The following is a 25,999-nucleotide window of genomic DNA, read 5'->3' as shown; positions in this document are numbered from 1 at the left end:
TTACGCCTGAGCGCGTGCGACCGGCATCGGCAGCAGGCGTCCGTCGAAGATCGCCCGGACTGTCCCGGCGATCAGGAGCCCGATCACCACATTGGCGACGATGAACGCGGCCGGTGCAATCCACACGATCGGACCGGTGGCGCCGCGTTCCAGCATGCGAATCGCCATCGTCGGCAGTGCGGCCGCGCCGAAGCTCACGGCCCAATACGAAGGCGTGAAGGCGCTCTGACGGATCCACGGTGCGAGGCGCACGAGCATCAGCGCCTGATAGAGCCCGTAGCCGAGCAGCATGTAGGCGAAGGTGTCCGGTGCGCCGTGCGTGATCGCGAGATACGTCACCCCACCGACGACCGGCGGCGCGAGCTGGATGCCGAGCGTGGGACGCAGTGCGTCGGGGATCGGCTCATGCACGGCCGCGCGGTGCAGCAGTATCGATTCGATCGCGAGCCATGAAAACACGCCCGCGCCGAAGAACAGCGTCCCGACCTGCGTGAATCCCAGCCCTGCCGCCGCCGTGCCGGCGACGAAACTCGACGCGACCGATGGCAGATACATGGCCGGCGTGGTCAGCTCGGGCTTGCGTCCGCCTTGCCAGAAGCGCCCGTGCAAGAACGCGCCGAACGCGAGCGCGCCCGCCACGCCGATCCCGAAGAGCCCGAGCGCCAGATCGCGCGAATAGGCCTGCACGGCCTGCGCGGCGAGCATGGTCGAAACCGGCACGAGCGCGGCGAAAGCAGACTGCACCGGATGACGCATCTCCGCGATGGCCGCATCGCGTTCCATCAGCCACTTGCGCCCGTAAGCGATCGAAAGCGCAAGCCACACGACGAGCGCGCCCGCCGTCAGAAACGCCGGAACGGTTTCGGGAATCGCCCATACACGGGCCGCCGCGCGCCATGCGCCCGCGAGCGCGAGCGATCCGACAGCGATGCCGAAAAACGCCACCGGCATCGGTGCGCGATTGTTCGTACCATTGTTGCTGTTCATTGTCCTTCTCCTTGGATTCGTCTGGAGGCGCGGGTCGCGCCTCGTTGCGTCGTTGGAGAAAGGTTAGTGGCGGCGGCCTTTCGCGCGAATGCCGCAGCGTCTCGTTCGTCTGCTCGCGCGTCTCAATTCACTCGCCGCCGCGCAGCTTCACCGCGATGTCGTGCCAGTCCTGCACCGCGCGCCTCAGATCGCGGCCGAGCCTCGGGTCGAGCGCATCGAGCCGCGACCACAGGCCGGCGAGCGTCTTTTCGCGCGCCTCGAACACGGCGGTCGCCGCCAGCTTGCTCGCGCCGGACAGACGCGCTTCGGCGTCGACGCACTCCATGTACAGATGCGCGAGATGCGGATCGGCGAGTTCGACCGGACGCAGATGAACGGCGGTAAATCGTGACTTCATGGCGATGTCCCCGGTTGCTCTCGTTGTATTTTTCGACGCCAGTATGAAGCCGCCTTTTCGGCCGGCCAAGGCGATTCACGCGCCGTTGGTGCGCTATGAATCAGCAAACGTTTCAACTCGCCGTAGCAGTAACATGAGTTCCGACAGATTCGAGGCGGTTCGCGGAGGAGTCATGCGCGCTTCCCTCTCTCATGCGTGGCCCGATGCCGCCGACGTCGTCGCGATTCCGGCGTCGTTGTTCGCGCTCGCACTCGTCGAAATGTTTCATCCGCATCGGCACGATCTGATGAAACTCGACGTCAACGTGTGGCTCGCCGTGCATTACGCGCAGATTCCACTGTTCGCGCTCGCGGCGCTGGCGATCTCGGCCCTCGTGCGCGGCTTGTCCGGCGTCGCGCCGGCGGTCCGCCGCGCCGCCATGTTCGTGTTCGCGACAAGCTATATAGCGTTCGATACCGCGGCGGGCGTGGTCATCGGCATTTTCGTGGCGGCAGCGCGCGCATCGGGCGATGTCAACGCGTGGCGCTTGGCGATCGAGACGATCTGGACGCATCCCGTCGTCGGCAGTGCGCCGACGCTCGCCGTGCCGCTCCTGGCGGTGCTCGGTTCGAGCGCGCTGAGCGTGGGCGCGGCGGCCGCCGCCGTCGCACTGCGCGATCGCGGATCTTCGTGGCCGCCGCTGCTGCTGCTCGTGATCGCGAGCTTCGGCATCGCGATCTTCAGGACGCACGCGTGGCCGGGCGGACCGCTCACGTTCGGCGGCATGGGCGTCGCGGCGGCGTGGCTGCTGCGGGAAGCCCGGCGCGCCTGAAGCACTGCGCGTCTCACTGCGCGACGAAGGCCTCGATATGGCGCGCGAGTTCGAGCGGATACTGGAACATGAGCGCATGTCCCGCGTCGGCGACCACGTCGAGCCGCGCGCGCGGAATCATCTGTTCGAGGCGGCGGCCGTTCGTGTCCGCGAGCACGTCGTCATTCGCGCCCGCGATGACGAGCGTGCGCACCGGCGAGCGGCGTAAGGCATCGGCGGCGGCGGTGTCGGCGAACCATCGCGTCATCGCTTCGTTCTGTTGCGCGGCGACCGGCTCCGGCACCGGGCGGCCCTTGTAACCGCGCGGCGCGAACATGTCGCCGACGAAGCATTTCGATGCATCCGCCACCACGTTCGCCGGAAACAGCGCGGCCATGATCTGGCCGAACGCATCGGGGCCCGCGCCCGACAAGACCTGCAACACCCGCGGCGGCACCGGCGCGGCCTGCGGCCCCGGCGGCGCGGTCGCGATCAGCGTGAGCGATGCGACCTTCTCGCGCGCGTCGAGCGCGAGCTGCTGCGCGATCATGCCGCCCATCGACCAGCCGACCACGTCCACGCGCGAAAGCTTCAGACCCGCCATGACATCCGCGGCATCTGCGGCCATGTCGCGGATGCCGTAGTCGGCGCCGAACCGCGCGGGCGTCGCCGTCGAGCGCCCGACGCCGCGGTTGTCGAACACGATCACATCGTGGTGCTTCGCAAGCTCGCCGAGAAAATACGCGTTCCATTCGCCGAGCGTCGCGCGGAAGCCTGTGATCAGCAGAAGCGGCGCGCCGCGCCCGAAGCGCACATAGCCGATCGGTCCGTTCCTGCCTTGCACGATTTTTTCCTGCACGGCGGGATTGCGGTCCGGACGGGCGGTTTCGAGGCCGCAAAGCTGGTTCTGGCCGAAGGAGACATCGTCGGCGCGCGCGGGCGTCGCGGACAGCGTCAGGGCTGCGGCAACGAGGCACGACGAGACTGCGCGGGCGAGCGGCATGGGCGTCATCCAGTGCTCCGGGCGGGTTCGGGGAGATCGTGCGACGACGGCGGCGTGCGCGGATCGAACGAACGCGGCACGCGCCATGACAGCGAGGAATACAGCGGGGAATAATATGCGGCGAATCTCGCGCCTTCAACAAGAGCTTAACTAAAGGAGTTCAGCAGATGAACCGACTTCTTCTCCGCCTGTGCCTGCTCCCCGCCGCCGCGTTCGTGCTTGCCGCGTGCAGCACGCCCGTTGAATTCTCGGCGAGCGCGAATCCGCCGTCCCTGAACGACGAGAGCACCGATGCCGACTTCAGCGGCATGGACAACAGCATGTCCGCGTGCAAGGCTGCCGCGAAGAAAGCCGGCCCGGGCCGCTGCACGCAGGTTCGCGCATACGAGGCGTGCATGAAGGAACGCGGCTACATCACGGTGCTCGGGCCGGAGAATCCGCCGAACTGCGGCCAGCCCGAATGGGAGCAGGACGTGCGCAAGTGGTTGCGCTGAGCGCGCCGCGCTAGGTCCGGTTCGCCATGCGCATGAAGACGACGTAAAGCAGCGCGCCCGCCGCCGCGCCGATCAGCCAGCCGAGATTGTTCGGCGGCAGGAGCTTGAGTATTTGCGTCGACAGCTCCCAGCCCACCGAAATCACGCCCGACACGATGAGCGCCGCGAGCCCGACCTTGTTCCACCCGCCGTCGTAATAGAAGCGTCCGCCGGGCTGCATCGTGTAGAGCTCGGCGGTTCGCACCTGCTGGCGCTTCACGAGGTAGTAGTCGGCCATCATGACGCCGTACATCGGCGCGAGCACGGCGCCGAACACCGACACGAAGATGGTGATCGCCTTCGGGCTGTCGACGAAGATCCATGGACACACGAGCACCGCGAGTATGGACGCGATCAGACCGCCCTTCTTGAAGTCCACGTGCTTCGGAAACAGATTGGCGATGTCATAGGCCGGCGAAACGAAGTTCGCGACGATATTGATGCCCATCGTCGCGATGACGAAGGTGATGCTGCCGATCGCCACCCACACCTTGTTCTCGATGCGCGACACGATCTCCACCGGGTCCATGATCATTGTGCCGAACACCTTCTCGCTGCCCGCCGTGACGATCACGGTGATGATCGCGAACGCGACGAAGTTGAACGGCAGACCCAGAAAATTGCCGATCTTCATCTGCCGCTCGCTCTTCGCGAAGCGCGAGAAGTCGCCGAAGTTGAGCAGCAGCGCCGCGAAATAGCTCACGACGAGCAGGACCGCGTTGATCATCGCGTGCAGTTGCTCGTCGCCTGACAGCGCCTTGCCGGAGAGCGTGAGATTGAGGCTGCCGAGCCCCGCGCGATAGAGAATCCAGCCCATCAGCACGAACATCACGACATACACCGCCGGCCCGCAAAAATCGATGAACTTGCGGATGATCTCCATGCCGCGCTGGAAGATGATGAGCTGCAGCAGCCACATGAAGAGGAAGCTGACCCAGCCGAGCATGTCGAGCCTGAGAAAGCTGACATCGCGCCACGCGGCGACCGAAGGCACGAACAGCAGCAGCAAGGTCGCCACGGCTTTGGAGGCGAAATAGGTCTGCACGCCGTACCAGACGATGCCGACCACGCCGCGAATCAGCGCCGCGAGGTTCGCGCCCATCACGCCCATCGAGACGCGCGCCATCACCGGAAACGGAATGCCGTGCCTGAGGCTCGGTTTGCCGACCCAGTTCATCAGCACATACACGATCAGAATGCCGATGGTCATCGCGAGCAGCACCTGCCAGCCCGATATGCCCAGCAGAAAAAGACTCGCGGCGAAGGTATAGCCGCCGACGCTGTGCACGTCCGACATCCACATCGCGAAGATGCTGTAGCCGGTCCAGGTGCGTTTGGCGCGCGGCACGGGCGCCAGGTCGTGGTTGTAGAGACGCTCGTCGGCGTTGACGATTTCGGCGTCGGCGCCGAGCGCGGCGGCGTCGGCGGAGGTTGCGTGGGAAGCAGACATGATTGTTGTCCTCCTGGGCGATCGACGGGCGCGGGTCATGCAAACAGAGTAATGCATTAAAAACGGAAGGTGAAACGAGCTTGCACGGCGTGCGTCTGGCGCTTATTAAAGTCCGGTCGTGCTGCCGCCGTTATCAGGACCATGAGAAAAAAACGCCTTCACTCCCGCGACATGAATAACGCCTTCGCCGCCGCAGCCGAGGCGCTCGCGCTCTTCTGCCGGCTGCGCAACATCGACGCGGCCGAGATGCCCGCGCGCGAGGTGGACATCCTCCTCGATCTCGCCTTCGAGGAAGCCGCGCAACAGGCCGCCGCGCGCAGCGAGGCTCGCCGGCCGGGCTGAGGCACGCCCGGCCGACTCCGTGCGCGCATCCTCATACGGGTGCAAAATTTGCTCGTCCGGAAAGGACGCACAGCGAAAGATGCGCAGCGCCCGCGCCGCGGAGGTTTCATGTCCAAGATTTTCGGCCCCGTGCTGGGCCCGCACGTCCAGAGCGTCGCGCGTCATCCTTTGCGCTTCGCGCTGCGCACGCTCAAGGCCTTCCGCGCGAATCAGGGCGTGTTGCTCGCCGGTGCGGTCGCTTACTACGCTCTTCTTTCCATCATCCCGCTGCTGATCCTGATCGTGATCGTGCTGTCCCGCATCATCGGCCAGCAGGAATTGCTCGATGCGCTCGGGCATCTGCTCGAATGGCTCGTGCCGGGACAGGCGCAGGCGATCGTGCGCGAACTCGCCAATTTTCTCGCCCATCGCGCGGTGCTCGGCTGGCTGCTGCTCGTCACGATGATCTTCTTCAGCTCGCTCGCCTTCACGGTGCTGGAGAACGCGATGTCGGTCATCTTCGTGCATCGCGTCGCGATCAGGCGGCGGCACTTCCTGCTCTCCGCGCTCCTCCCCTACTGCTACATCCTGTTTCTCGGCATCGGCATGCTGATCGTCACGCTCGTTTCGAACGGCCTGCAGGCGATGGGCAGCAACAGCCTCGATGTGCTGGGCGTCGAGGTGTCGCTCAAAGGCATATCGCGCCTGCTGCTCTATTTGCTGGGCTTCGCCGGCGAGGTCTTCGTGCTGACGTCGATCTATCTCGTGATGCCGGTCGGACGTCCGTCGCTCAGGCTCGCGCTGCTCGGCAGCATCACCGCCGCCGTGCTGTGGGAAATCACGCGGCACTTCCTCGTCTGGTACTTCGCGACGCTCTCGCAGGTGAGCGTTGTGTACGGGTCACTGACGACCTCGATCGTCGTGCTGTTCAGCCTCGAAGCGCTCGCGACGCTGCTGCTCTTCGGCGCGCAGGTAATCTCGGAATTCGAACGCTTCGGCATGGATGGCGATGTGGCGCCGCAGCCGTTCACCACGGAATGAATGGAGTGCCGGCTGCGCATGTGCGCGGAGACACACACCAGATCCGCACGCCTTTGTCGGAAAAAAGAAGAAAGCTGGCCGAACTTTCCAGGTCGTTTGGGCACGAAAAGCGAGGCCTCTGACCCGGTGTGCGGCGCGCGCAACACCGTTTGCGCCGCGCGCGTCCCTGTGTGCGGAACCTCACATACGCGCGGAAACTTCCTCTGAAGAATGATGCATTCGCGACACTTCAAATGGGGGCGGGAACGAAGCATGCTACGGTTAAAGCCGGACATGCCTGGCTGTCACCTCGCGCGACTTGGCGAGTCGCAGCGCTCCGGCTCGTCGGGCGGCGCTTGACGCCCGATGCGTTGTACATCGCGCGCATCATCCGTGTTTGCGTCTCACGCCGGATTTCGCCTGATTGTGGCGGCATCTGGCGCGAGTTGCATTGTTTCGGCAAAAGGGCCGGCTGGCGATACGCCGCGGCGCCGTTGTTACGTCTGACGAAGCCGCACCGCGCTCATCGATTCATATGATGGGACGCGCGATTGGAAGCAGCAAAAACGGCACGTGCATGTCCGCTGCAGAGATTGCCGCACGCTTGGGTCTTGCGCGATCCGGCTGTCCCGGGAAGCGCACATCCGCGATGCGCGTCCTGCCCGCCGTCCGACGAATTCGTTCTGGAGAGCGCTGTCATGCCTCACCACGCTGAACTGCCACCCGAGGAGAGCATCGCGGAGCATCCGAGCCCCGCGAATGATCCCAACGTCATCAATCTGCACGAACCCACGCTCGAATTCCAGGATGAGCCCGCGCCCGCCCGCACGCCGCTGCGCTTCGGGCGCCTCGCGCTGTGGATGGCGTCGGCGAGCGCGCTGGGCATCGGCGTGCTCGGTACCGTCGCCTATAGCATGTGGTTCAATCACGACCAGCGCGTGTATGCCGAAGCCATGTCGAGCGCGCGCAAGACGCTCGGCATCGACCAGCCCGCGATCGCCGCGCAGACGCAATCGGCAGGCGCCGTGGAAACGCCTCTGACCGTGCCGCCGGGCTACGTCAACCCGACGGCATCGAATGACGGGTCTTCGCCCGTCGATACGGCCGCGCTCGCGGACAACCCGCCTCCGCCCGAGACCGGCGACGAACCCGCGCTCGCCGCTGCCTCTCCATCCGTCGAAGGCGATGGCGATGGCGGCGCAACGACCGCGACAAGCGCCGCCGCGCTCGCGATGGCCGCGACGCAAGACGCGGACGGCGCGCAGACCGCCCCGTCCGCTCAGAGCGTGGCCGCACAACGCCGTGGCAATCCATCGGCTACGCAGCAGGTCGCCGGCAATCACGGGAACTCAGCCGCGCAGGCACGCCGGCGCGCCGCGCACGCCTCCCCCGCCGCGAAACCCGAAGGCGGGCTTTTTGCCCGCGTGGGCGCGTTCTTTCATCGAGTGAGCTATCGACACAATGTCCCGAACCGTCAGCGAGAGGAGTATTCACGCCCATGAGGCGACGCTGACGAGCCGCGTGCGACGCGCGCTCGAAGGCGTCCGCGTGCCCGGTCCCGCGCCGCTCGCGGGCGCGGCGCTGTTGTGTCTGTTGATCGGCCTGCTGTTTCTGGCACTTCAGGTCCGCGCGATCTTCTCCGCGCAATTGCAGCAGGAATATGTCGGGCTGGTGCTGGAAGCGGTCGAACGCGCCGATACGGCCCGGGCGGCTGCGTCATCGCTGCAGGATACGCCTGCCGCGGACTCGCAGCATCGGGCCGCTTATCGCGAGGCGCGCATCGAATTGTCCGCGCGGCTCGCGGCCTTGCATGCCCTGATCGCGTCGAGCCCGATGGCCGCGCCCGTGTTGCCCGCCGCCGTGCTCTCGCCCGCCACCGCGCTCGGCGAGGCGAGCTCCGCGCTCGATTCCGCCTACGCTTACTGGCGCACCGAGCGCGACCGCACCAGCGCCGACGTGCGCGCGCGCATCCTGAGTGTGTCGCATACGCTGATCGCACTGTCGGCGATCGTGTTCGGCGTGCTGATCACGGCGCTCGGCATGTATGCGAAGCGCAACCGGCAACTGCTCGGCATCTCCAACGAGTTCGAGCAAGCCTCGCTGCACGACCCGATGACGGGGTTGCCCAACCGTCGCAAGCTCTTCAGCGCGCTTGAAGAAGCGGCCAACGCGCTCGAGGGCGGCTCGGCGCGCATTGCGGTGCTGTATATCGATCTCGACGGCTTCAAACGCGTCAACGATACGCACGGGCATCGCATCGGCGATGAGTTTCTGATCGCGGTGTCGCGGCGCTTTCACCAGGTCATGCGTGGCAGCGATCTGGTCGCGCGCATCGGCGGCGACGAATTCGCGCTCCTGGTGCGCGAATTTTCGAGCGACGGCGAACTGGCCGCGATCGCGCAGCGGATCATCGCGTGCGTGCATGAAACCGACGCGCAGATGGGCCTTTCGATCGTGCGCGCGAGCGTGGGCATCGCGAGCTTTCCGGATCGCGTCAGCGATTACTGGCGGCTCGTCGCCGCCGCCGACGACACCATGTACACCGTCAAGCGCAACGGCAAGAACGGCTACGCGTTCGCGTCGGCTTCCGCCTGAGTCTGCGCTTGCACGGGCGCACGCGGTCGCATGCAGTCTCACGCGGCCGCGCGCAAGTCCTCTTCGCCGCCCAGCGCTTCAGTCACGTGCGCGAGCATGCGCGCGAGTTCCGCCGTCATCAGGACGAAGTCGGATTCGAAGCGCTCGTCGTCGTTCGCGGCGGTCGGATCGGCGGCTTCCTTGATGACATCGAGCGCGCTCACGCGCTTGAGCGTGAGCGACGGCGTCAGCACGAACGACACGCGGTCTTCCCACGTCATCGCGAGACGCATGCACTGCTTGCCCGCTTCGATATGACGGCGCATGTCCTCGGTTTCGAGCGCGTGGCCGACGTAGCGCACCGTGGCGTTGCCTTCGCCGGTCGAGCGCAGTTCGGTGTCGCGGTCGAGCGTGAAGCCGGCGGGCGCGTCGCCCGAGAGCAGCCACTCGGTCATCGCGGACACCGGCGAGCGAGCCGTACGCACGCTTGCGAGCGGCAAATCGGTGACCGACTTCACGAGCAGGCCGATGATGTCGTCGCACAGCGTAGCCGATGACGAGTCGATCGCGAGCCAGCCGTTGACCGGATCGATCCACACGCGCGTGTCGCGGCGAATGCTGAAGGCGCGCGGGAGCAGTTCATCGGTGATCTGTTCCTTCAGTTCCTTCATCTGCTTGCGGCCGGGTTTGAAGCCCTGCTGCTCTTCGAGCTCGGCGGCGCGCTCCTTCACGAACTGCGTGACGACGGATGCGGGCAGAAGCTTCTTCTCCGCGCGATAGACGATGAGCATCTGACGGTTCGCAGTGTAGACGAGCGCGTCGTCGCCGCGCGGCGAGACCCAGCCGCGCCGCTCATTCTCGATGCTCGAGGCCGCGCTGAACGCGAGCGGTTCGAGCCATTGCTGCATCTGCTGCGGCGTGACGGACCAGTGAGCGGGAAGACGATGAAGCTGGAGATTCTTGAACCACATGGCGCGGATTTCGTTGGTGGCGGATGGGGGCGACATTTTATACGAGGTGGCGTCAGTCGTTCGCGACGAGTCTTGCCGGCACGATCCGCCACTTCAGATTCACGCCCGCCGCCGCGAGCAGAATCAGCGCGGCGCCCGCCACCTGCAGCCACGCGAGCCTTTGCCCGAACGCGAGCCAGTCGACCACGATCGCCACCACCGGATAGATGAACGACAGCGCGCCCGTGGTCGCGGTCGGCAGCTTCTGAATCGCGCCGTAGAGCAGCACGTACATGAGCCCGGTGTTGACGATGCCGAGCACGACGAGATCGGACCATCCGGACCACGACGCCGGCGTCTGATCGAAGCGCGCGAACGGCGTGAGCATCACGATGCCGAACAGCACGTGCAGCATCGCGATCAGATGCGGCGGCGTGCCCTTCAGCCGCTTCGTGACGATCGACGAGATTGCGTACAGAAACGCCGCGCCCAGCGCATACGCGATGCCTTCGAGATACTGCCCCGGCATCGCCAGCACGGCGGGCTCCACGCGCACCACCATCACGAGGCCGACGAAGGCGATGCCGAGCCACGCGAGCGTCGATGCCGACACGCGCTCGCGCAACACGAGCGCGCCCAGCGCGACGAGCATGAAGGGCTGCGTGTTGTAGACGGTGGTCGCCATCGAGATCGAAGCGCGCGAATACGACGCGAACAGCAACAGCCAGTTGCCGACGATCGCGATACTGCCGAGCGCGACGAGCCCGATCATGCGCCACGAAAAATAGCGCTTCCTGAGAAAGCCGAGTGCGGCGCATACCGCGATCAAGGTCGCGCCGCCGAACACGCAGCGAAAGAACACCACGTTCCAGGGCGTCTGCCCCGACGACACGACGAGCCAGCCGATCGTCCCCGACATCAGCATCGCGAGGGTCATCTCGATCGCGCCGCGACGCAGTTCATGCGCGTTCGATGCGCTTGCACAGCGAGCGTCAACTCTTTCCGTATTCATTTCGTTCCTGCACGACGAAGTTTCGATGCGTTCAAGTCTAGCCGCGCGCCGTGCCCGAAACCATGGCTAAAATAAGGCGTCAACGTGTTTCGACCTTTGATTCGAAGGCCATCATGTCAAAGAACCTGCATACAGATATCGACGCCATCGACCGCGAGCTGATCGACGTGCTCGCGAGCGACGGGCGCATCGCCATCAGCGAACTCGCGAAGCGCATCGGCCTGTCCGCGCCCAGCACCGCCGAGCGCGTGCGCCGGCTCGAAACGCAAGGCGTGATTCGCGGCTTCACGGTCGATATCGATCCGCGCGCCCTCGGCTATACCTTGCAGGCCATCGTGCGCGTGCAGCCGCTGCCGGGGCAGCTGCATCTCGTCGAGGAAGCGATCCGGCGCATTCCCGAATTCGTCGAATGCGACAAGGTGACGGGCGACGACTGCTTCGTATGCCGGCTCTGGCTGCGCTCGATCGAGCATCTCGACGACATCCTGAGCCAGGTGACCGAGCGCGCCGCGACCAGCACCGCGCTGGTGAAAGCGACGCCCATTGAACGGCGTCTGCCGCCGCTCGGCTAGGCGGGCATTTTTTCCCGCACACGAACGGCGTTACACTAAACGAAGCCATCCGCGAAAGGAGCGATCATGAGTGATTTCGACGCTAGCAGCACCTTCCGCGGGCTTCCACTGACGCCCGAGCAGGATGCCGAAGTCAGGCATTACATCAAGAAGAAGAATCAGCGCGGCGAGCCGTGGGACACGCCCGAACTGGAAGCGATGCTGCAGGACATGCTGGAACCGCCCGGCGACGAGGACGGCGCAGTCGATGACGATACCGACGAGGAAACGCGCGCCGCGGCCGAGCGCGCCTCGGCCTTCATCGACGAAGGCATTGACCCGATCGAGAACAGCGAGGAATGGCACGCCGCGATGGAAGCGGAGGCGATGAAAGGTCCAAGGCGCTGAAGCGAACGCGCTAGGTCGCGGCGCCGGTTGCTGCCGGCGCCCCTACATTCAAACCGCGTTTAAATAGCGTTCAAGCCGCGCCTGATTTACTTTCCACTGCAGGTTCAATGCCTGTGCCGCCAGTCGCGCGGCGGATGCGTGTCCAGCCAGCGCGCTTTCGGCACATGAATATGCGGGTGCCGGTGATGCATCACGAGAACCATCGCGACGCAGAGCAATAAAACGACGCCTGCCATCAGGCTGATCATTGGCTCGGCCATCGCTCCCTCCTTTCCGGTTGAAGAGACGATGCCTCTATTTTAGGCGCTGCATCATGCGTTGCGCGCGGATGCTTCGCACGAATGCAGCTAAGCCGCGCCGAGCGCGTCCCGTCCCCGTGTCCTATAGTGGGTTGGCTAGTAAGCGAACCGACGTTCGAATCAACGAACGAACGCACCCACTCTGGAGACGCAGCATGGCGACATGGAAACCGGACCCGAGCTTCTACCCTTCCCCGCGTCTCGCTGCGAAGGCGCCGCGCGAAACGCTGGCTTACGTGGCCACCTTCGATCCGGAGCGCAAGACGCCGGACAAGATCGCCGTAGTCGATGTCGATCCCGCTTCGCCCGACTACACGAAGATCGTCGGCGAACTCGCGATGCCCGATACCGGCGACGAGCTGCATCACTTCGGCTGGAACGCGTGCTCGTCGTGCCTGTGCCCGAATGCACCGCATCCGCACATGGAGCGGCGCTATCTCGTCGTGCCGGGGCTGCGCTCGTCGCGCATTCATATCGTCGATACGAAGCCCGATCCTAAGAAGCCTGTCATCGTGAAGACGATCGAGCCGGCGGAACTCGCGGAGAAAACCGGCTATACGCGCCCGCATACCGTGCACTGCGGCCCGGGCGGCATCTATATCACCGCGCTCGGCAATGCCGAAGGTCAGGCGCCCGGCGGCGTGCTGATGCTCGACCAGCAGAGCTTCGATCCGCTCGGCCGCTGGGAAGTGGATCGCGGGCCGCAACAGCTCGCTTATGACGGCTGGTGGCATCTCGGCTACGACACGATGGTCACGAGCGAATGGGGCACGCCCGAGACCTTCGAGAACGGCCTCGTGCCTGAACTGCTGCTCGGCGCGAAATACGGTCGCAAGCTGCATTTCTGGGACTTCACGAAACGCCGGCACATTCAGGAGATCGATTTCGGCGACGAGTATCAGCTCGTGTTCGAGTTGCGTCCCGCGCACGATCCGACCAAGGCATACGGCTTCGTCAACTGCGTGATCAGCCTGAAGGATCTGTCGTCGTCGATCTGGACCTGGTATCGCGACGGAGACAAATGGGCCGTGAAGAAAGTCATCGATATTCCCGCCGAGCCAGCCGACGCCGATGCGCTTCCGCCCCTGCTCAAGGGCTTCAACGCGATTCCACCGCTCGTGTCCGACATCGACCTGTCGATGGACGACCGCTTTCTCTACGTATCGTGCTGGGGCACCGGCGACATGCTGCAATACGACGTCTCCGATCCGTTCGCGCCGAAGCTGACGGGCAAGGTACGCATCGGCGGCGTGGTCGCGCGCGCGACGCATCCGGGCGCGTCGAATGGCGCGCTCAACGGCGGCCCGCAGATGGTCGAAGTGAGCCGCGACGGCCGGCGCGTCTACTTCACGAATTCGCTCTACGGCGCGGTGGATGCGCAGTTCTATCCCGAAGGCATCGATGGCTGGATGGTGAAGCTCGACGCCGATCCCAACGGCGGCCTCGCGATCGACGAGAAGTTCTTCATCGACTGGCCGAAGGGGCACCGGCCGCATCAGATCCGGCTGCAAGGCGGCGATTGCTCGTCGGATTCGTACTGCTATCCCTGAGAAGCCACGAGCCGCTCCGCATGGATGCCGCATCGCCCGCACTACTTCTCACCGCCGCTGGCCTCGGCGCGTTCCACGGCCTCAATCCGGCGATGGGATGGCTCTTCGCTGTCGCGCTCGGCCTCTATGCGCGAAGCCGGCGCGTTGCGCTGGTCTCGCTCGTGCCGATCGCGCTGGGCCATGCGGCATCGGTCGCGCTCGTGCTGGCGGGCGCGCTCACGCTCGGCACGGTGGTCGGCCACGACAGCCTCGCACGCGCGTGCGGCGTGCTCTTGATTGGCTGGGGCGCGTGGCGCGCATGGCGCGGGCATCGCGGGCGGCCGACCGTCGGCATGCGCACCGGTCTCGCCGGTCTCGCGCTATGGTCCTTCGTGATGTCGAGCGCGCATGGCGCGGGTCTCATGCTCGTGCCGGCGCTGTTGCCGCTTTGCACCGGCAAGGTGGCCGGCATGGCCTTCGAAGCCAGCGCGCTTGCCCTGATCGCGCACACCGGCGCGATGCTCGCCGTGATCGCCGCGATCTCGATGTTCGCGATGTCCGTGCAGGAACGCGGCGGTCTCGGCTTTTTGCGCAGCGGCTGGATCAATGTCGATTGGGTCTGGAGTGTGGCCCTCATCGCATGCGGTGCGTTTCTGTTCCTGTAGTCTCGATGCCGTTCTCGGCGGCACGCACGCGAGATGCGCGCGCGGACTACCAGGCGAAATTGCAGCGGGGATTCGGGGCCCCGGCAATATCGCCCGGATCGAACGAGACCGGATCGTGGCACGCTGCACGCATCGCGCGCCGGAAACCATGAGAAAAACCAGCACTCAATGCGCGAAATTTCATTCGAAGAACAAACCGTCAACTCCGCCAATCCGCTGGCGCGCTTCGCTCACCGCTCCCGCATGTCAACGGCGACAGGGCTCGTCAGCAACCTTTGCCGCGAGCGCGGCACGGTCGTCGATTTCGGCGTGGAACCGGGCCTCTTTCTGCAGTCGCTCGGCGAAGCACGTCCGGACGTATCGCTGATCGGCTACGACTTGTCCATGCCGTCGACGTCGTCGCAAGTGAAGTACGTCGAATCGCTCGCGACCGTGGCTGCGCGCAGTGTCGATGTGCTCACCGCGTTCGAAGTCTGCGAGCATCTCTACGACGACGAACTCGACGCCCTTCTCGCCGATGCCGCCCGCATTCTCAAACCGAACGGCGCCTTCGTCATTTCGGTGCCGATCATGTACGGCCTCGCGATCGCACCCAAGGTGTCCAACCGGATGATCCGCAGCCGCTCGCTGAAGTCCGAATATTCGCCGGCGGAATTCCTGAAGGCAATGGTCGGCATTCGCGTTGAGCGCCCGGCGGACCCGCGCGACACGCACAAGGGTTTCGATTTCCGCGAACTACGCGATACCGTGAGCCAGCACTTCGTGATCGACGAGACGCATACGAGCCCGGTGCCGCAGGCGCCCTGGTGGATGAGTTCGCAGTTTTTCATGACTTGCCGGCCCAAGGCGAAGACGTAAAGACCTGCTTGCGCATGAACCGGCGCGGCGCCGGCGTTTTGAATACTGCATGCGTAATGCCCGATGGCATTTTGCATGCATCGTGCAAGATTCAATCGCGCCGTGACACTTCTTCCGCGCTGGGCAGCTCGGCCGTGCTCCAGCCTCCGCCGAGCGCCTTCACGAGGGCAACGCTCGCCGCCATGCGCCGGCGCTCGATGCCCACCGCCGTGCGCTGATCCGACAGCACGATCGCCTGCGTGACGACCACACTCAAGTAAGTGATGGCGCCGTTCTCGTAGCGGTTGCTCACCTTGCCGAGCGCGCGCTGGGCGGCATCGACGGCCTCGCGCTGCGCCTCGCCTTCGCGGCGCAGCACATCGAGCGCGTTCAGGTTGTCCTCGACTTGTCCGAACGCGTTCAGCACCGTTTGCCGGTAGTCCGCGACGCTTTCGTCGTAGGCGGCTCGCGCCTGATCACGGGCCGCGGCGCGGCCGCCGAAATCGAGCACGGTGAAGGCGAGCTGCGGACCGAGCGACCAGAAGCGGCTCGGCGCTTCGAGCCAGGAAGTGAAGCGTGTCGCTTCGAGGCCGCCGGTTGCGGCGAGCAGCAGGTTCGGGAAAAACGCGGCCGTCGTTACGCCAACGCGCGCATTTGCCTCCGCAACACGGCGCTCCGCCGCCGCGATATCCGGCCGTCGCTCCAGCAACGTCGACGGCACACTGAGCGGCACCGCCGCGAGCGCGGCCGAGGGATGCGGCGTGTGCGCTTCGTTGAGCGGCGCGACCTCCAGCGTGAAACTCGACGGCGCCTCGCCGACCAGAATCGCGATCGCGTTGACGAGGCTCGTGCGCGTGGTCTCGAGATCGATCAGTTGCGCCTGTGTCGCGCGCAATTGCTCCTCCGCCTGCGCGACGTCCGATTCAGCCGCGACGCCGCCCGCGAAGCGGTCGCGCGTGAGTGCGAGCGCCTTCTCATATGCTTGCAGCGTGGCCTGCAGCAGACGCTCTTCTTCCACGGTGCCGCGCAAGTCGAAATAGTGCGTGGCGAGTGCGGCCTGCATCGAGAGAATCGCGCTTTGCAGGTCCGCTGCGCTCGCCTGTGCCTCCGCGCGTCCGCCTTCGACCGCGCGCGAGATACGGCCCCACAGATCCGGCTCCCATGAGATTTGCGCATCGACGAGATAGTCGGGTACGGTGATGCCCGCGCTCGACTTGTACAGCACGTTCGACGACACACGCGACTGGTTGAACGCCGCATTCGCGGTGACCGTCGGAAAGTACGCCGAACGGGCCTGGGCCACCGCCGCACGAGCGCCGCGAAAGCGCGCTGCGGCCGCGGCCACCGTCTGATTCGCCGTCGCGACGCGCTCTTCTAGTGCGTTCAGTTGCGGATCGCCATACACCTCCCACCAGGGCGCGCGAGGTGTCGTATCAGCGGGCCGGGCGGGCTTCCAGTCTTGCGATGAAGCAGCCGATGCAGGAAGGTCGGCCGGCACCGGCGACTTGTACGCGACAGGCACGGACATCTCGGGACGCACATAGTCCGGCCCGACAGCGCAACCGGCAAGCGCGGAGATAGTTAGCAGTGGGACCAGTCTGGCAGGCGCGCGCATCATCACGACTCGTTTCCTTCCACCTTCGGCGCGCCGCCGTGGGCGCCCTGACTCGCGCCCGCACCTGCATCGGCTCGGCCGATGCGCACTAACGCGCCGTCGATGATCGAATCGGGCGGATTTATGATTACGCGTTCGTCGCCCGTCAGACCCGACACGATGGACACGCGCGTGCCGTAGTCCGTGCCGAGCGTGATCGGCAGTAGCTTCACGCGATTGTTGGCGTCGACGCTCGCGGCATGCACGCCATCGGGACGAAACAGCAATGCGTTGCCCGGCAACGTATAGGAAGGACTCGCGCTCGTGAGACGAAAGCGCACCTGCGCATAGGCGCCAGCCAGCAGATCGCCCGCCGGATTCTTCACGTCGACTTCGACGCGCATCGTGCGCGCGACCGGATCGACCGCGCCCGCCGTGCGTACCGTCACGCCCTCGAAGACGCGATTGCGCTCCTCGTTGAGCAGCAGCTCGGCGGGCATACCCACGGTGACCATGCGCGCGTACGTCTGCGGCACATCGACGAACACACGCAAGGTCGACGCGTCCTGGATGTGGAAAAGCTCGCGGCCCGCGGCGCCGCTACCCGCATCGATCAACTGGCCGACGTCCGTATTGCGGGCGGTGACGGTGCCATCGAACGGTGCGTAGATCTTCTGGAACGACACCAACTGCTCGAGCCGCGATACGTTCGCCTGCGCCGCGTTCAACGCCGCTTCCTTCGCGAGCATGTCGCCGTTCTTTTCATCGGTCTCCTGTCGAGATACCGAATTGTTCTTCAGCATCTGCGCCCAGCGTTCGGCCGTGGTCTTCGCGAGCAGATAGTTCGCGCGCGCGGTCTGCGCATCGGCGCGCGCCTGACGAAGCTGATCGTTGATTTCGGGTGCGTCGATCTCCGCGAGCAACTGGCCCTTCTTCACCTTCGTGCCGATATCGACGGTCCAGCGCTTCAGATAACCATTGGTGCGCGCGAAGATCGGCGCATCGGAAAACGCGCGGATATCGCCCGCGAGCACGAGCTCCTGCGAGGCCTTCATGCGCGCCGGCTTGATGACCTCGACCGTCTGCACACCGTGTTCGTTCGCATCGCGCTCTAGTTCCGCGTGCGCCGCGCGCCGCGACAGGATGCCTTGCGCGACGAGCACGACGACCACCACGAGCGCGATCACGAGCCATACGCGCCCTCGCCTTCTGTTGCCCGACCGTTGCGACACCTGCTCTTCCATGCTCACTCCGCCTGCTGTTCGATAGTGTTATTGCGCCGCTTGCGTGGTCTGCGCTTTCGGACCCTTGCCGCGTGCTTCCATGCGTCGATAGATGATCGAGAACACGACCGGCACGAAGAACAGCGTCGCCACGGTGCCGACCATCAGTCCGCCGATCACCGCGCGGCCGAGCGGCGCGTTTTGCTCGCCGCCTTCGCCTAAGCCGATCGCCATCGGCACCATCCCGATCATCATCGCGGCGGCGGTCATTAGCACCGGCCTGAAGCGCGTATAGCCTGCTTCGAGTGCGGAGCGCACCGCATCGCCATGTTCCGCGAGTGCCGTGCGCGCGAAGCTCACCACGAGAATGCTGTTCGCCGTGGCGATGCCGATACACATGATCGCGCCCGTCAACGCGGGAATCGACAAGGTCGTGTGCGTGAGGAACAGCATCCACACGATGCCCGCGAGCGCGCCCGGCAATGCAGTGATGATGATGAACGGATCGAGCCACGACTGGAAGTTCACGACGATCAGCAAGTACACGAGCACGACCGCGAGAATCAGCCCGAAGGCGAGGCCCGAGAACGAGCCGTTCATGGTTTCGACCTGGCCGCGCATTTCGATCGACGAGCCTTTGGGCAACTCGCCGCGCACCTCGTCGATGATGCGCTGGACGTCGTCCGAAACCGCGCCGAGATCGCGCCGCTCCGTGGTCGCGTACAGGTTGATGGTGGTCTGGGCGTTGTAGTGATAGACGACCGCATCGCGCGCGCCGCGCGACAGCGACGCGAGCGCGCCGAGAATATTGGTCTTGCCACTCGCCGACGTGACCGGAATGTTCGCGACGGATTGCAGCGAGTTCATGTCGTACTGCGGCGCGGTCGTGATGACCTGATAGCTCACGCCGTTCGCGGGATTGAGCCAGAACGTGGGCGTCGTCTGCTGGCTGCCGGACAGCGTGATGAGCAGATTGTTCGCGACGTCGCGCTGCGTGAAACCCGCTTGCAATGCCTTCGTGCGATCGACTTCGACATTGATCGCGGGCAGATCGGAAGGCTGCTGGATGCGCGCATCCACGAGTCCCGGCACGCGGCGGATCTTCTCCAGCAGGCGGTTCGCAAGCGCGCGATTGCCGCGCACGTCGCGCCCGGTGATCGATATGTCGATCGGCGCGGGCACGCCGAAGTTGAGGATCTGGCTCACGATATCCGCGGGGAGGAACGAGAAGGTCACGCCGGGAAATTCCTGTGGCAGGCGCTTTCGCAACTCGCGGATATAACCTTCGGTCGGTGCGTGATTTTCGTTCAGGCTGATGAGCACGTCGGCATCGGCGGAACTGATCGTGCCCGTGTTGTTGTATGACAGGTTGATGCCCGACACCGGCAAGCCCATGTTGTCGATGATCGAGCGAATCTCGCCGTGCGGTATGAGTTGCCGGATGCGTGCATCGACACGATCGGTCAGCGCGGCGGTTTCCTCGATGCGTGTGCCGGTTTTGGTGCGCATGTGCAGCGCGATCACGCCGGAGTCGACCGACGGAAAGAAGTCGCGTCCGAGGAACGGCGCGAGTCCGAGCGACAAGAGGCAGCAAAGCAGGAACAGCGCTGCGAAGCGACCGGGATGCGCGAGCCGTGCTTCGAGAAAGCCTCGATAGCGCGTGCGCACCGCTTCGAAGCGGCGTTCGAAGGCGAGATGGATACGCACGAACGGGTTGCGCGAGCCCTTCATCGATTCAACATCGCCGCCCATGTGTTCGTGATGACGCAGCAGATACTTCGCGAGCGTCGGAATCAGCGTGCGCGAGAAGAAGTACGATGCGAGCATGGCGAAGACCACCGCTTCGGCCATCGGCACGAAGAGATAGTGCGCGACGCCCGTGAGCAGGAACATCGGAATGAACACGATGCAGATGGAAAGCGTCGAGACGAGCGTGGGCACCGCGATCTGCTGCGCGCCTTCGAGAATCGCCTGCTCCAGTTCCTTGCCTTGCTCGAGGTTCTGGCTGATGTTTTCGATCGCAACCGTCGCATCGTCGACAAGAATCCCGACCGCGAGCGCGAGCCCGCCCAGCGTCATGATGTTGATGGTCTGCCCGATCGCGGAGAGCGCGACGATCGAGGTGAGCATCGAGAGCGGTATCGAGATTGCGATGATGAGCGTCGCGCGCCAGCTTCCCAGAAACAGCAAGACCATCAATGCGGTCAGGCCCGCCGCGATCACCGCTTCACGCAACACGCCCGACACCGACGCACGCACGAACAGCGACTGATCCGCGACCGGTTCGATCTTCAGCGACTCGGGCACCATGCCGCGCAAGGTCGGCAACAGGTTCTTCACGCGCGCGACGATATCGAGCGTCGACGCGTTGCCGCTCTTGTTGATCGTGAGTAACGATGCGCGCGTACCATCCACGCGCACGATATTGGTCTGCGGCTGAAAGCCGTCGCGCACGTGCGCCACGTCCTTGATATAGATCGTGCCGCCGGGCCCCGTGCGAATGGGAATGTCGTTGAGTCCTTCGATCGAGCCCGGACTCGCGTTCAGGCCGACCGAATATTCCGTCGAGCCAATCTTGGTAGTGCCTGTCGGCAAGATCAGGTTCTGCGCGCTGATCGCGTTGACGACATCGGTGGGCGCGAGGTTCTTTGCCTGCAGCTTGCGCGAATCGATATCGACCATGATCTGCCGCTGCTTGCCACCATAAGGCAACGGCACCGATGCGCCTTGCACGGTCGCGAGTTGCGTCTTCAGGAAGCTGTTGCCGAAGTCGTAGAGCTGCTGTTCGGTGAGTTCCGCCGATGACAACGCGAGCCGCAATATCGGCACGGTCGATGCGTTGAAGCGCAATATGTTCGGCGGCGTGATGCCCGGCGGCAGCGAGCGTAATTGTGTCTGCGAGAGCGCGGTGATCTCCGCGATCGCTTCGTCGACATTTGCGTTGGGCTGAAAGTAGATGCGAATTACCGCGATGCCCGGCAGCGACTCCGACTCGATATGCTCGATGTCGTTCACGGCCACCGATAATCCGCGCTCGTAGTTGAGCGTGATGCGTCGCTCCATCTGATCGGGCGGCAAGCCGTTATATGACCAGATGACGCTCACGACCGGAATGTCGATGTTGGGAAAGATATCGGTCGGCGTTCGCAGGATGACGAGCGGACCGATGATCAGCAGAAGCAGCGACAGGACGATGAATGTGTACGGGCGCCTGAGCGCGAGTCTGACGATCCACATCGAAATTGCGCCTGCCCCGTTTGGTTTTCGTTATTCGAATACAGTTCGATCGCTCAGAAATGATCTGAGCGAAATGCAATCGCTACGATGACACAACTGAAGCTTACAAAACAATTTGCGCAAACGGTTGCGAGGGTTTATGCGGAAGGATTTCTGCAGAAGAATGCGAGACCGCACCATGAATGCCGCGCATGCGCGTCAGATGGCGGGAAATGAGTCGCGCCCCGCAGGACGCGGGGCGCTAGATGAAGCGGTAATTTATACGGTCGCGGGACGCAGATCGAGCACGCGCTTTGCCTTGCCTGTCGCGGTCGTCGGCAACTCGCCCGAGTCGAGCACGCGCACTTGCGTGGACACGCCGACCATCGTCTTGACGCGCTGCTGAAGTTCGCGCGAAAGACCTGCTCGTTCGCCATCGCTCAGGCCCGCGCAGATTTCCGCGCGCGCTTCGACGGACACGGACAACGAGTCCATGTGACCTTCGCGCGAGACGCACAGTTGATACTGACCGCTCAAACGCGGAATCGCGAGAATCAGTTCCTCGATCTGGCTCGGGAATACGTTCACGCCGCGAATGATGAGCATGTCGTCGGAGCGGCCGGTGATCTTCGCCAGGCGCCGCATCGAGCGCGCGGTCGGCGGCAGCAGCGACGTCAGATCGCGCGTGCGATAGCGGATCATCGGCATCGCTTCTTTCGTGAGCGAGGTGAACACCAGTTCGCCCGTGCTGCCTTCGGGAAGCACTTCGCCCGTCACGGGATCGATGATCTCGGGATAGAAGTGGTCTTCCCAGATCGTCGGACCGTCCTTCGTTTCGATACACTCGCACGCGACGCCCGGCCCCATGATCTCTGACAGGCCATAGATGTCCATCGCCTGGATGCCCGCGCGCGTCTCGATCTCGCTACGCAGACCCTGGCTCCAGGGCTCCGCGCCGAAGATGCCGATCTTGAGCGAGGTGTTCGCGGGGTCCATGCCCTGACGAGCCATTTCGTCGAGCAGATTCAGCATGTACGAAGGCGTGACGAGAATGATCTTCGGCTCGAAGTCACGGATCAGTTGGACCTGCTTTTCCGTCTGACCGCCCGACACCGGGACGACCATGCAGCCCAGACGCTCCGCGCCGTAGTGAATGCCGAGGCCGCCCGTGAAAAGGCCATAGCCGAATGCGTTGTGCAGCGTATCGCCCTTGCGGCCACCCGCCGCGCGAATCGAGCGCGCGGTGACGTTCGCCCACGTGTCGATGTCCTTCGCCGTGTAGCCGACCACCGTCGGCTTGCCGGTCGTGCCGCTCGATGCATGCACGCGCACAACCTGATCGCGCGGCACGGCGAAGAGCCCGAATGGATAGTTGTCGCGCAGGTCAGTCTTGGTCGTGGTCGGGAAGCGCGCGAGGTCAGATAGTTCGCGCAGATCGTCGGGATGCACGCCCGCTGCATCGAATGCGCGGCGATAGTGCGGCACGTTTTCATACGCGTGACGCAGCGTCCATTTGAGGCGCTCGAGTTGCAATGCCTGCAGCTCGTCGCGGCTCGCGCGTTCGATCGGCTCCAGTTCGTTTTGCTGTGCAATGGATTGAACCACGATTGTCTCCTGCATGAATGCTCGAAAATGAAAATGACGCGGATTCGCTTCAGTGAAAACGCTGGCCCGAATAGCGCACGGACGCAATGAGCGGCGACGCGCGATAACGGTCTTCGCCGTAATGCGACGCGAGATTAAGCAGCACATCGTGAATGCGTTCGATGCCGATACGCTCGCCCCACGCGAGCGGACCGACCGGATAGTTCACGCCCTTCTCCATCGCGAGGTCGAGATCGGCGCTCGTGCAAACGCCCTGATTCACCGCGTCCGCCGCCTCGTTGACGAGCATGGCGACCGTGCGCATGACGGCCATGCCGGCCACATCGCTCAATGGCACGACGGCGTACCCGCTCGCGCTCAATGCGCCGACGGCTGCGGCGTATGCACCGTCCGAGCATTGACGTGCGCGCGTGAGCGCGATGCTTCGCGCATTCGCATAGTCGAGCGCGAGATCGATCAGCACGAGGTCGTCGATGCCGAGCGCATGCGCGCGTTCGGTCGCCGTGCGGCCGTCGGTGAGGAACAGATGGGCATTGTCGATTTGCGCGATCAGGCCGGGCATTGCATGGCGTGCTTCGCTGGTTGCTGCGATGCGTGTCTGAAGGCCCGCGTACAAAGGCGCGTCGTTGCCGAGCACGATCTCCAATGGCGCGCGAGTGTGCGTCTCGACTCGCGGCGCAGGCTTCGCTGCATCGGCTGCATAGTTGTAGAAGCCTCGACCCGTCTTGCGGCCGAGAAAGCCCGCATTCACGAGCTCCTGCTGAATCAGCGAAGGCGTGAAGCGCGGATCGTTGAAATACGCATTGAACACCGATTGCGTGACGGCAAAATTCACGTCGTGGCCGATCAGGTCCATCAACTCGAACGGCCCCATTCTGAAGCCACCCGAATCGCGCATGACCGCATCGATGGATGCCGCATCCGCGCCCTGCTCGTTGAGCACGCGCAGCGCTTCCGCGTAGAACGGGCGCGCGACACGATTGACGATGAAGCCCGGCGTCGACTTCGCGAACACCGGCTTCTTGCCCCATGCCGCTGAAGTCGCATGGACGGTCTGAGCTACAGCGTCCGATGTAGCGAGACCACGCACCACTTCGACAAGCGCCATCAGCGGCGCGGGATTGAAGAAGTGCATGCCGACCACGCGCGACGGATGCTGCAGAGGTGCGGCGATCGCCGTGATCGAAATGGACGACGTGTTCGTCGCGAGAATGCACTGCGGCGTCACGATGCCTTCGAGCTCGGCGAACAATGCGCGCTTGACCTCGAGCCTTTCGGCGACCGCTTCGATCACGAGCGTTGCGGTGCGCATGTCCGCGAGACTCGTGATGATGCTCACGCGCTCCACTGCCGCGTGTCCTGTCGTGGCGTCGAGTTTGTTCTTGTCGATCAGGCGCTGCACGTTCGCCGCGATCCCTGCGCGCGCCTTGTCGAGCGCTTTGGCATCGAGGTCGTGCAACAACACCGTATGTCCCGCGAGCGCCGCGACTTGGGCGATGCCCGCGCCCATCGCGCCTGCACCGATCACGCCGACGAGCGCGGAGGTCTGAATGGCCTGCGTCATGTTTCGCGGCCTCTCAGATGCGTTCGATCGCGATGGCGATACCCTGTCCCACGCCGATGCACATCGTGCACAGCGCAAAACGGCCATTGCGTCGTTCGAGTTCGTACATCGCCGTCGTGACGAGACGCGCGCCCGAGGCTCCGAGCGGATGGCCCAGTGCAATCGCGCCCCCATTCGGGTTCACGCGCGGGTCGTCTTCCGCGAGCCCGAGCTGACGCAGCACGGCGATCCCTTGCGAAGCGAATGCTTCGTTGAGTTCGATTACGTCGAACTGCTCGAGCGTCAGGCCTGTATTTGCGAGAAGCTTCTTCGTCGCGGGCGCGGGACCGATGCCCATGATGCGTGGCGCGACACCCGCCGTCGCCATGCCGACGATGCGTGCGCGCGGCGTGAGTCCATTGCGCTTCGCCGCCTCTTCATTCGCGATGACGAGGGCGCACGCGCCGTCGTTCACGCCGGATGCGTTGCCGGCGGTCACACTGCCATCGGGACGCACCACACCCTTCAGCTTCGCGAGCGTTTCCAGCGAGGTCTCGCGCGGATGCTCGTCCCGATCGATTGCGATCGTTTCGCCCTTCTTTTGCGGCACATTCACCGCGGTGATTTCCTGCGCGAGCGTGCCATCGGCTTGTGCTCGCGCCGCGCGCTGCTGGCTGCGCAGTGCAAAGCGGTCCTGGGCGTCACGCGAGATACCGAAATCGACGGCGACGTTCTCGGCCGTCTCGGGCATCGAATCGACGCCATAACGCTCGCGCATCGCGCGATTGATGAAGCGCCAGCCGATAGTGGTATCGAAGATATCGGCGGAACGCGAGAAGGCGCTCGATGCCTTGCTCATCACGAAGGGCGCGCGGGTCATGCTTTCGACGCCGCCCGCGATATAGAGCGAACCATCACCCGATTTGATCGCGCGCGCAGCGCTGCCCACCGCATCCATGCCCGAGCCGCACAGACGGTTGATGGTCGAGCCCGGCACGTCGATCGGCAGGCCCGCCAGCAAAGCCGACATGCGCGCGACATTGCGATTGTCCTCTCCCGCCTGATTCGCGCAGCCATAGAGCACGTCATCGACCTGCGCCCAGTCCACCGATGCATTGCGCTTCATCAGCGCGGCGATCGGCACGGCGCCGAGATCGTCCGCGCGGACGTCCTTGAAAACACCACCATAGCGGCCGATGGGCGTACGAATCGCATCGCAGATGAAGGCTTCAGTCATGACAGGTCCCAATTGATAGATGATTGATCGCGACGAAGCCGGGCAATGCTTGCATTGCTGTCGGCTTCGCGCCTGAAATGAGTCAGGGAATGCTTCGGCTTCTCGCACATCCTTGCGATGTGCGTGCTTCAGGGGATGAACGGTGCATCAACGCTCGTCGAAACTCACCACCACGCGCTCGCTCACCGGATGACACTGGCAAGTCAGCACGAAGCCGTCATCGATTTCGTGTTGTTCGAGCGTGTAGTTCTTGTC

The 25,999-nt window shown here is 64.4% G+C and carries 24 protein-coding genes; 11 read left to right on the top strand and 13 right to left on the bottom strand.

All coding sequences use genetic code 11. The annotated features are described in order from the left end of the window. Window positions 1-987 (bottom strand): dicarboxylate transporter/tellurite-resistance protein TehA, encoded by a 987-nt coding sequence (gene tehA / locus AWB79_RS23650; protein WP_061169869.1) that lies wholly within the window; start codon window positions 985-987, stop codon window positions 1-3. Window positions 988-1,114: 127 nt separating this feature from the next. Next, the gene (locus AWB79_RS23645; protein WP_061169868.1) at window positions 1,115-1,384 is read right to left on the bottom strand and encodes a hypothetical protein; all 270 of its coding nucleotides are present in this window, start codon (window positions 1,382-1,384) and stop codon (window positions 1,115-1,117) included. A 172-nt stretch (window positions 1,385-1,556) separates the two neighbouring features. Here AWB79_RS23645 and AWB79_RS23640 point away from each other — a divergent pair, with 172 nt between their 5' ends. Continuing rightward, window positions 1,557-2,195 (top strand): hypothetical protein, encoded by a 639-nt coding sequence (locus AWB79_RS23640; protein ID WP_061169867.1) that lies wholly within the window; start codon window positions 1,557-1,559, stop codon window positions 2,193-2,195. A 13-nt stretch (window positions 2,196-2,208) separates the two neighbouring features. Here AWB79_RS23640 and AWB79_RS23635 read toward each other — a convergent pair whose 3' ends face one another. Then, on the bottom strand, window positions 2,209-3,186 hold the full coding sequence (locus AWB79_RS23635; protein ID WP_061169866.1) for an alpha/beta fold hydrolase: 978 nt from the start codon (window positions 3,184-3,186) through the stop codon (window positions 2,209-2,211). Window positions 3,187-3,344: 158 nt separating this feature from the next. On the opposite strand from AWB79_RS23635, the gene AWB79_RS23630 reads away from it, so the two are divergent. Beyond that, complete coding sequence (locus AWB79_RS23630) at window positions 3,345-3,671, top strand: hypothetical protein (RefSeq protein ID WP_061169865.1); 327 nt, start codon at window positions 3,345-3,347, stop codon at window positions 3,669-3,671. A gap of 10 nt (window positions 3,672-3,681) precedes the next feature. On the opposite strand, the gene AWB79_RS23625 is transcribed toward AWB79_RS23630, so the two are convergent. Beyond that, window positions 3,682-5,160, bottom strand: a complete 1,479-nt coding sequence (locus AWB79_RS23625) for an NCS1 family nucleobase:cation symporter-1 (RefSeq protein ID WP_061169864.1) — start codon at window positions 5,158-5,160, stop codon at window positions 3,682-3,684. Window positions 5,161-5,301: 141 nt separating this feature from the next. Here AWB79_RS23625 and AWB79_RS39635 point away from each other — a divergent pair, with 141 nt between their 5' ends. The 4 genes from AWB79_RS39635 to AWB79_RS23610 all read left to right on the top strand — a co-directional run bounded on the left by AWB79_RS39635 (window position 5,302) and on the right by AWB79_RS23610 (window position 9,096). Next, on the top strand, window positions 5,302-5,502 hold the full coding sequence (locus tag AWB79_RS39635) for a hypothetical protein (protein ID WP_157695832.1): 201 nt from the start codon (window positions 5,302-5,304) through the stop codon (window positions 5,500-5,502). Window positions 5,503-5,610: 108 nt separating this feature from the next. Further along, on the top strand, window positions 5,611-6,522 hold the full coding sequence (locus AWB79_RS23620; protein ID WP_061169863.1) for a YihY/virulence factor BrkB family protein: 912 nt from the start codon (window positions 5,611-5,613) through the stop codon (window positions 6,520-6,522). Between the two features lie 677 nt (window positions 6,523-7,199). After that, the gene (locus AWB79_RS23615; RefSeq protein WP_061169862.1) at window positions 7,200-8,003 is read left to right on the top strand and encodes a hypothetical protein; all 804 of its coding nucleotides are present in this window, start codon (window positions 7,200-7,202) and stop codon (window positions 8,001-8,003) included. Further along, a complete protein-coding gene (locus AWB79_RS23610) occupies window positions 7,963-9,096 on the top strand; it encodes a GGDEF domain-containing protein (protein ID WP_232470984.1) in 1,134 nt (377 codons plus the stop codon). The genes AWB79_RS23615 and AWB79_RS23610 overlap by 41 nt, the downstream gene beginning before the upstream one ends. Before the next feature lie 38 nt (window positions 9,097-9,134). Here the strand turns inward: AWB79_RS23610 and AWB79_RS23605 are convergent, their stop codons facing one another. Both AWB79_RS23605 and AWB79_RS23600 read right to left on the bottom strand, forming a co-directional pair. Then, window positions 9,135-10,046, bottom strand: coding sequence for a recombination-associated protein RdgC (locus AWB79_RS23605; protein WP_061169860.1), 912 nt, complete (start codon window positions 10,044-10,046; stop codon window positions 9,135-9,137). Window positions 10,047-10,098: 52 nt separating this feature from the next. Then, the gene (locus tag AWB79_RS23600) at window positions 10,099-11,037 is read right to left on the bottom strand and encodes a DMT family transporter (RefSeq protein WP_061169859.1); all 939 of its coding nucleotides are present in this window, start codon (window positions 11,035-11,037) and stop codon (window positions 10,099-10,101) included. Between the two features lie 113 nt (window positions 11,038-11,150). Here AWB79_RS23600 and AWB79_RS23595 point away from each other — a divergent pair, with 113 nt between their 5' ends. Next, entirely contained in the window at window positions 11,151-11,609 is a 459-nt protein-coding gene (locus tag AWB79_RS23595; protein WP_061169858.1) for an Lrp/AsnC family transcriptional regulator, read from the top strand. 66 nt (window positions 11,610-11,675) lie between these two features. Next, on the top strand, window positions 11,676-11,996 hold the full coding sequence (locus tag AWB79_RS23590) for a hypothetical protein (RefSeq protein WP_061169857.1): 321 nt from the start codon (window positions 11,676-11,678) through the stop codon (window positions 11,994-11,996). Window positions 11,997-12,100: 104 nt separating this feature from the next. Here AWB79_RS23590 and AWB79_RS40140 read toward each other — a convergent pair whose 3' ends face one another. Next, window positions 12,101-12,256 (bottom strand): hypothetical protein, encoded by a 156-nt coding sequence (locus AWB79_RS40140; protein WP_198399081.1) that lies wholly within the window; start codon window positions 12,254-12,256, stop codon window positions 12,101-12,103. Between the two features lie 194 nt (window positions 12,257-12,450). On the opposite strand from AWB79_RS40140, the gene AWB79_RS23585 reads away from it, so the two are divergent. The 3 genes from AWB79_RS23585 (at window position 12,451) to AWB79_RS23575 (ending at window position 15,347) form a co-directional block, all read left to right on the top strand. Next, window positions 12,451-13,845 carry a selenium-binding family protein gene (locus tag AWB79_RS23585; RefSeq protein WP_061169856.1) on the top strand — a complete coding sequence of 465 codons (1,395 nt, stop codon included), beginning with the start codon at window positions 12,451-12,453 and terminating at the stop codon, window positions 13,843-13,845. Window positions 13,846-13,865: 20 nt separating this feature from the next. Continuing rightward, a complete protein-coding gene (locus AWB79_RS23580; protein WP_061169855.1) occupies window positions 13,866-14,489 on the top strand; it encodes a hypothetical protein in 624 nt (207 codons plus the stop codon). A gap of 168 nt (window positions 14,490-14,657) precedes the next feature. After that, the gene (locus AWB79_RS23575; protein WP_096031599.1) at window positions 14,658-15,347 is read left to right on the top strand and encodes a methyltransferase domain-containing protein; all 690 of its coding nucleotides are present in this window, start codon (window positions 14,658-14,660) and stop codon (window positions 15,345-15,347) included. Between the two features lie 91 nt (window positions 15,348-15,438). On the opposite strand, the gene AWB79_RS23570 is transcribed toward AWB79_RS23575, so the two are convergent. The 6 genes from AWB79_RS23570 to pcaF form a co-directional block, all read right to left on the bottom strand. Next, on the bottom strand, window positions 15,439-16,944 hold the full coding sequence (locus AWB79_RS23570) for an efflux transporter outer membrane subunit (RefSeq protein WP_061169854.1): 1,506 nt from the start codon (window positions 16,942-16,944) through the stop codon (window positions 15,439-15,441). Then, a complete protein-coding gene (locus AWB79_RS23565) occupies window positions 16,944-18,164 on the bottom strand; it encodes an efflux RND transporter periplasmic adaptor subunit (RefSeq protein ID WP_061169853.1) in 1,221 nt (406 codons plus the stop codon). The genes AWB79_RS23570 and AWB79_RS23565 overlap by 1 nt, the downstream gene beginning before the upstream one ends. Before the next feature lie 27 nt (window positions 18,165-18,191). Then, entirely contained in the window at window positions 18,192-21,380 is a 3,189-nt protein-coding gene (locus tag AWB79_RS23560) for an efflux RND transporter permease subunit (RefSeq protein WP_061169852.1), read from the bottom strand. Window positions 21,381-21,638: 258 nt separating this feature from the next. Continuing rightward, entirely contained in the window at window positions 21,639-22,979 is a 1,341-nt protein-coding gene (gene paaK / locus AWB79_RS23555; protein ID WP_061169851.1) for a phenylacetate--CoA ligase PaaK, read from the bottom strand. 34 nt (window positions 22,980-23,013) lie between these two features. After that, on the bottom strand, window positions 23,014-24,528 hold the full coding sequence (locus tag AWB79_RS23550) for a 3-hydroxyacyl-CoA dehydrogenase (RefSeq protein ID WP_061169850.1): 1,515 nt from the start codon (window positions 24,526-24,528) through the stop codon (window positions 23,014-23,016). Between the two features lie 13 nt (window positions 24,529-24,541). After that, entirely contained in the window at window positions 24,542-25,744 is a 1,203-nt protein-coding gene (gene pcaF, locus AWB79_RS23545) for a 3-oxoadipyl-CoA thiolase (RefSeq protein ID WP_061169849.1), read from the bottom strand. Window positions 25,745-25,999: the final 255 nt, after the last annotated feature.

The sequence above is a fragment of the Caballeronia hypogeia genome (assembly GCF_001544875.2).
GTDB lineage: Bacteria > Pseudomonadota > Gammaproteobacteria > Burkholderiales > Burkholderiaceae > Caballeronia > Caballeronia hypogeia.
Note: the sequence above shows the minus strand (reverse complement) of the source record. Positions and strands in the feature narration are given on the sequence as shown.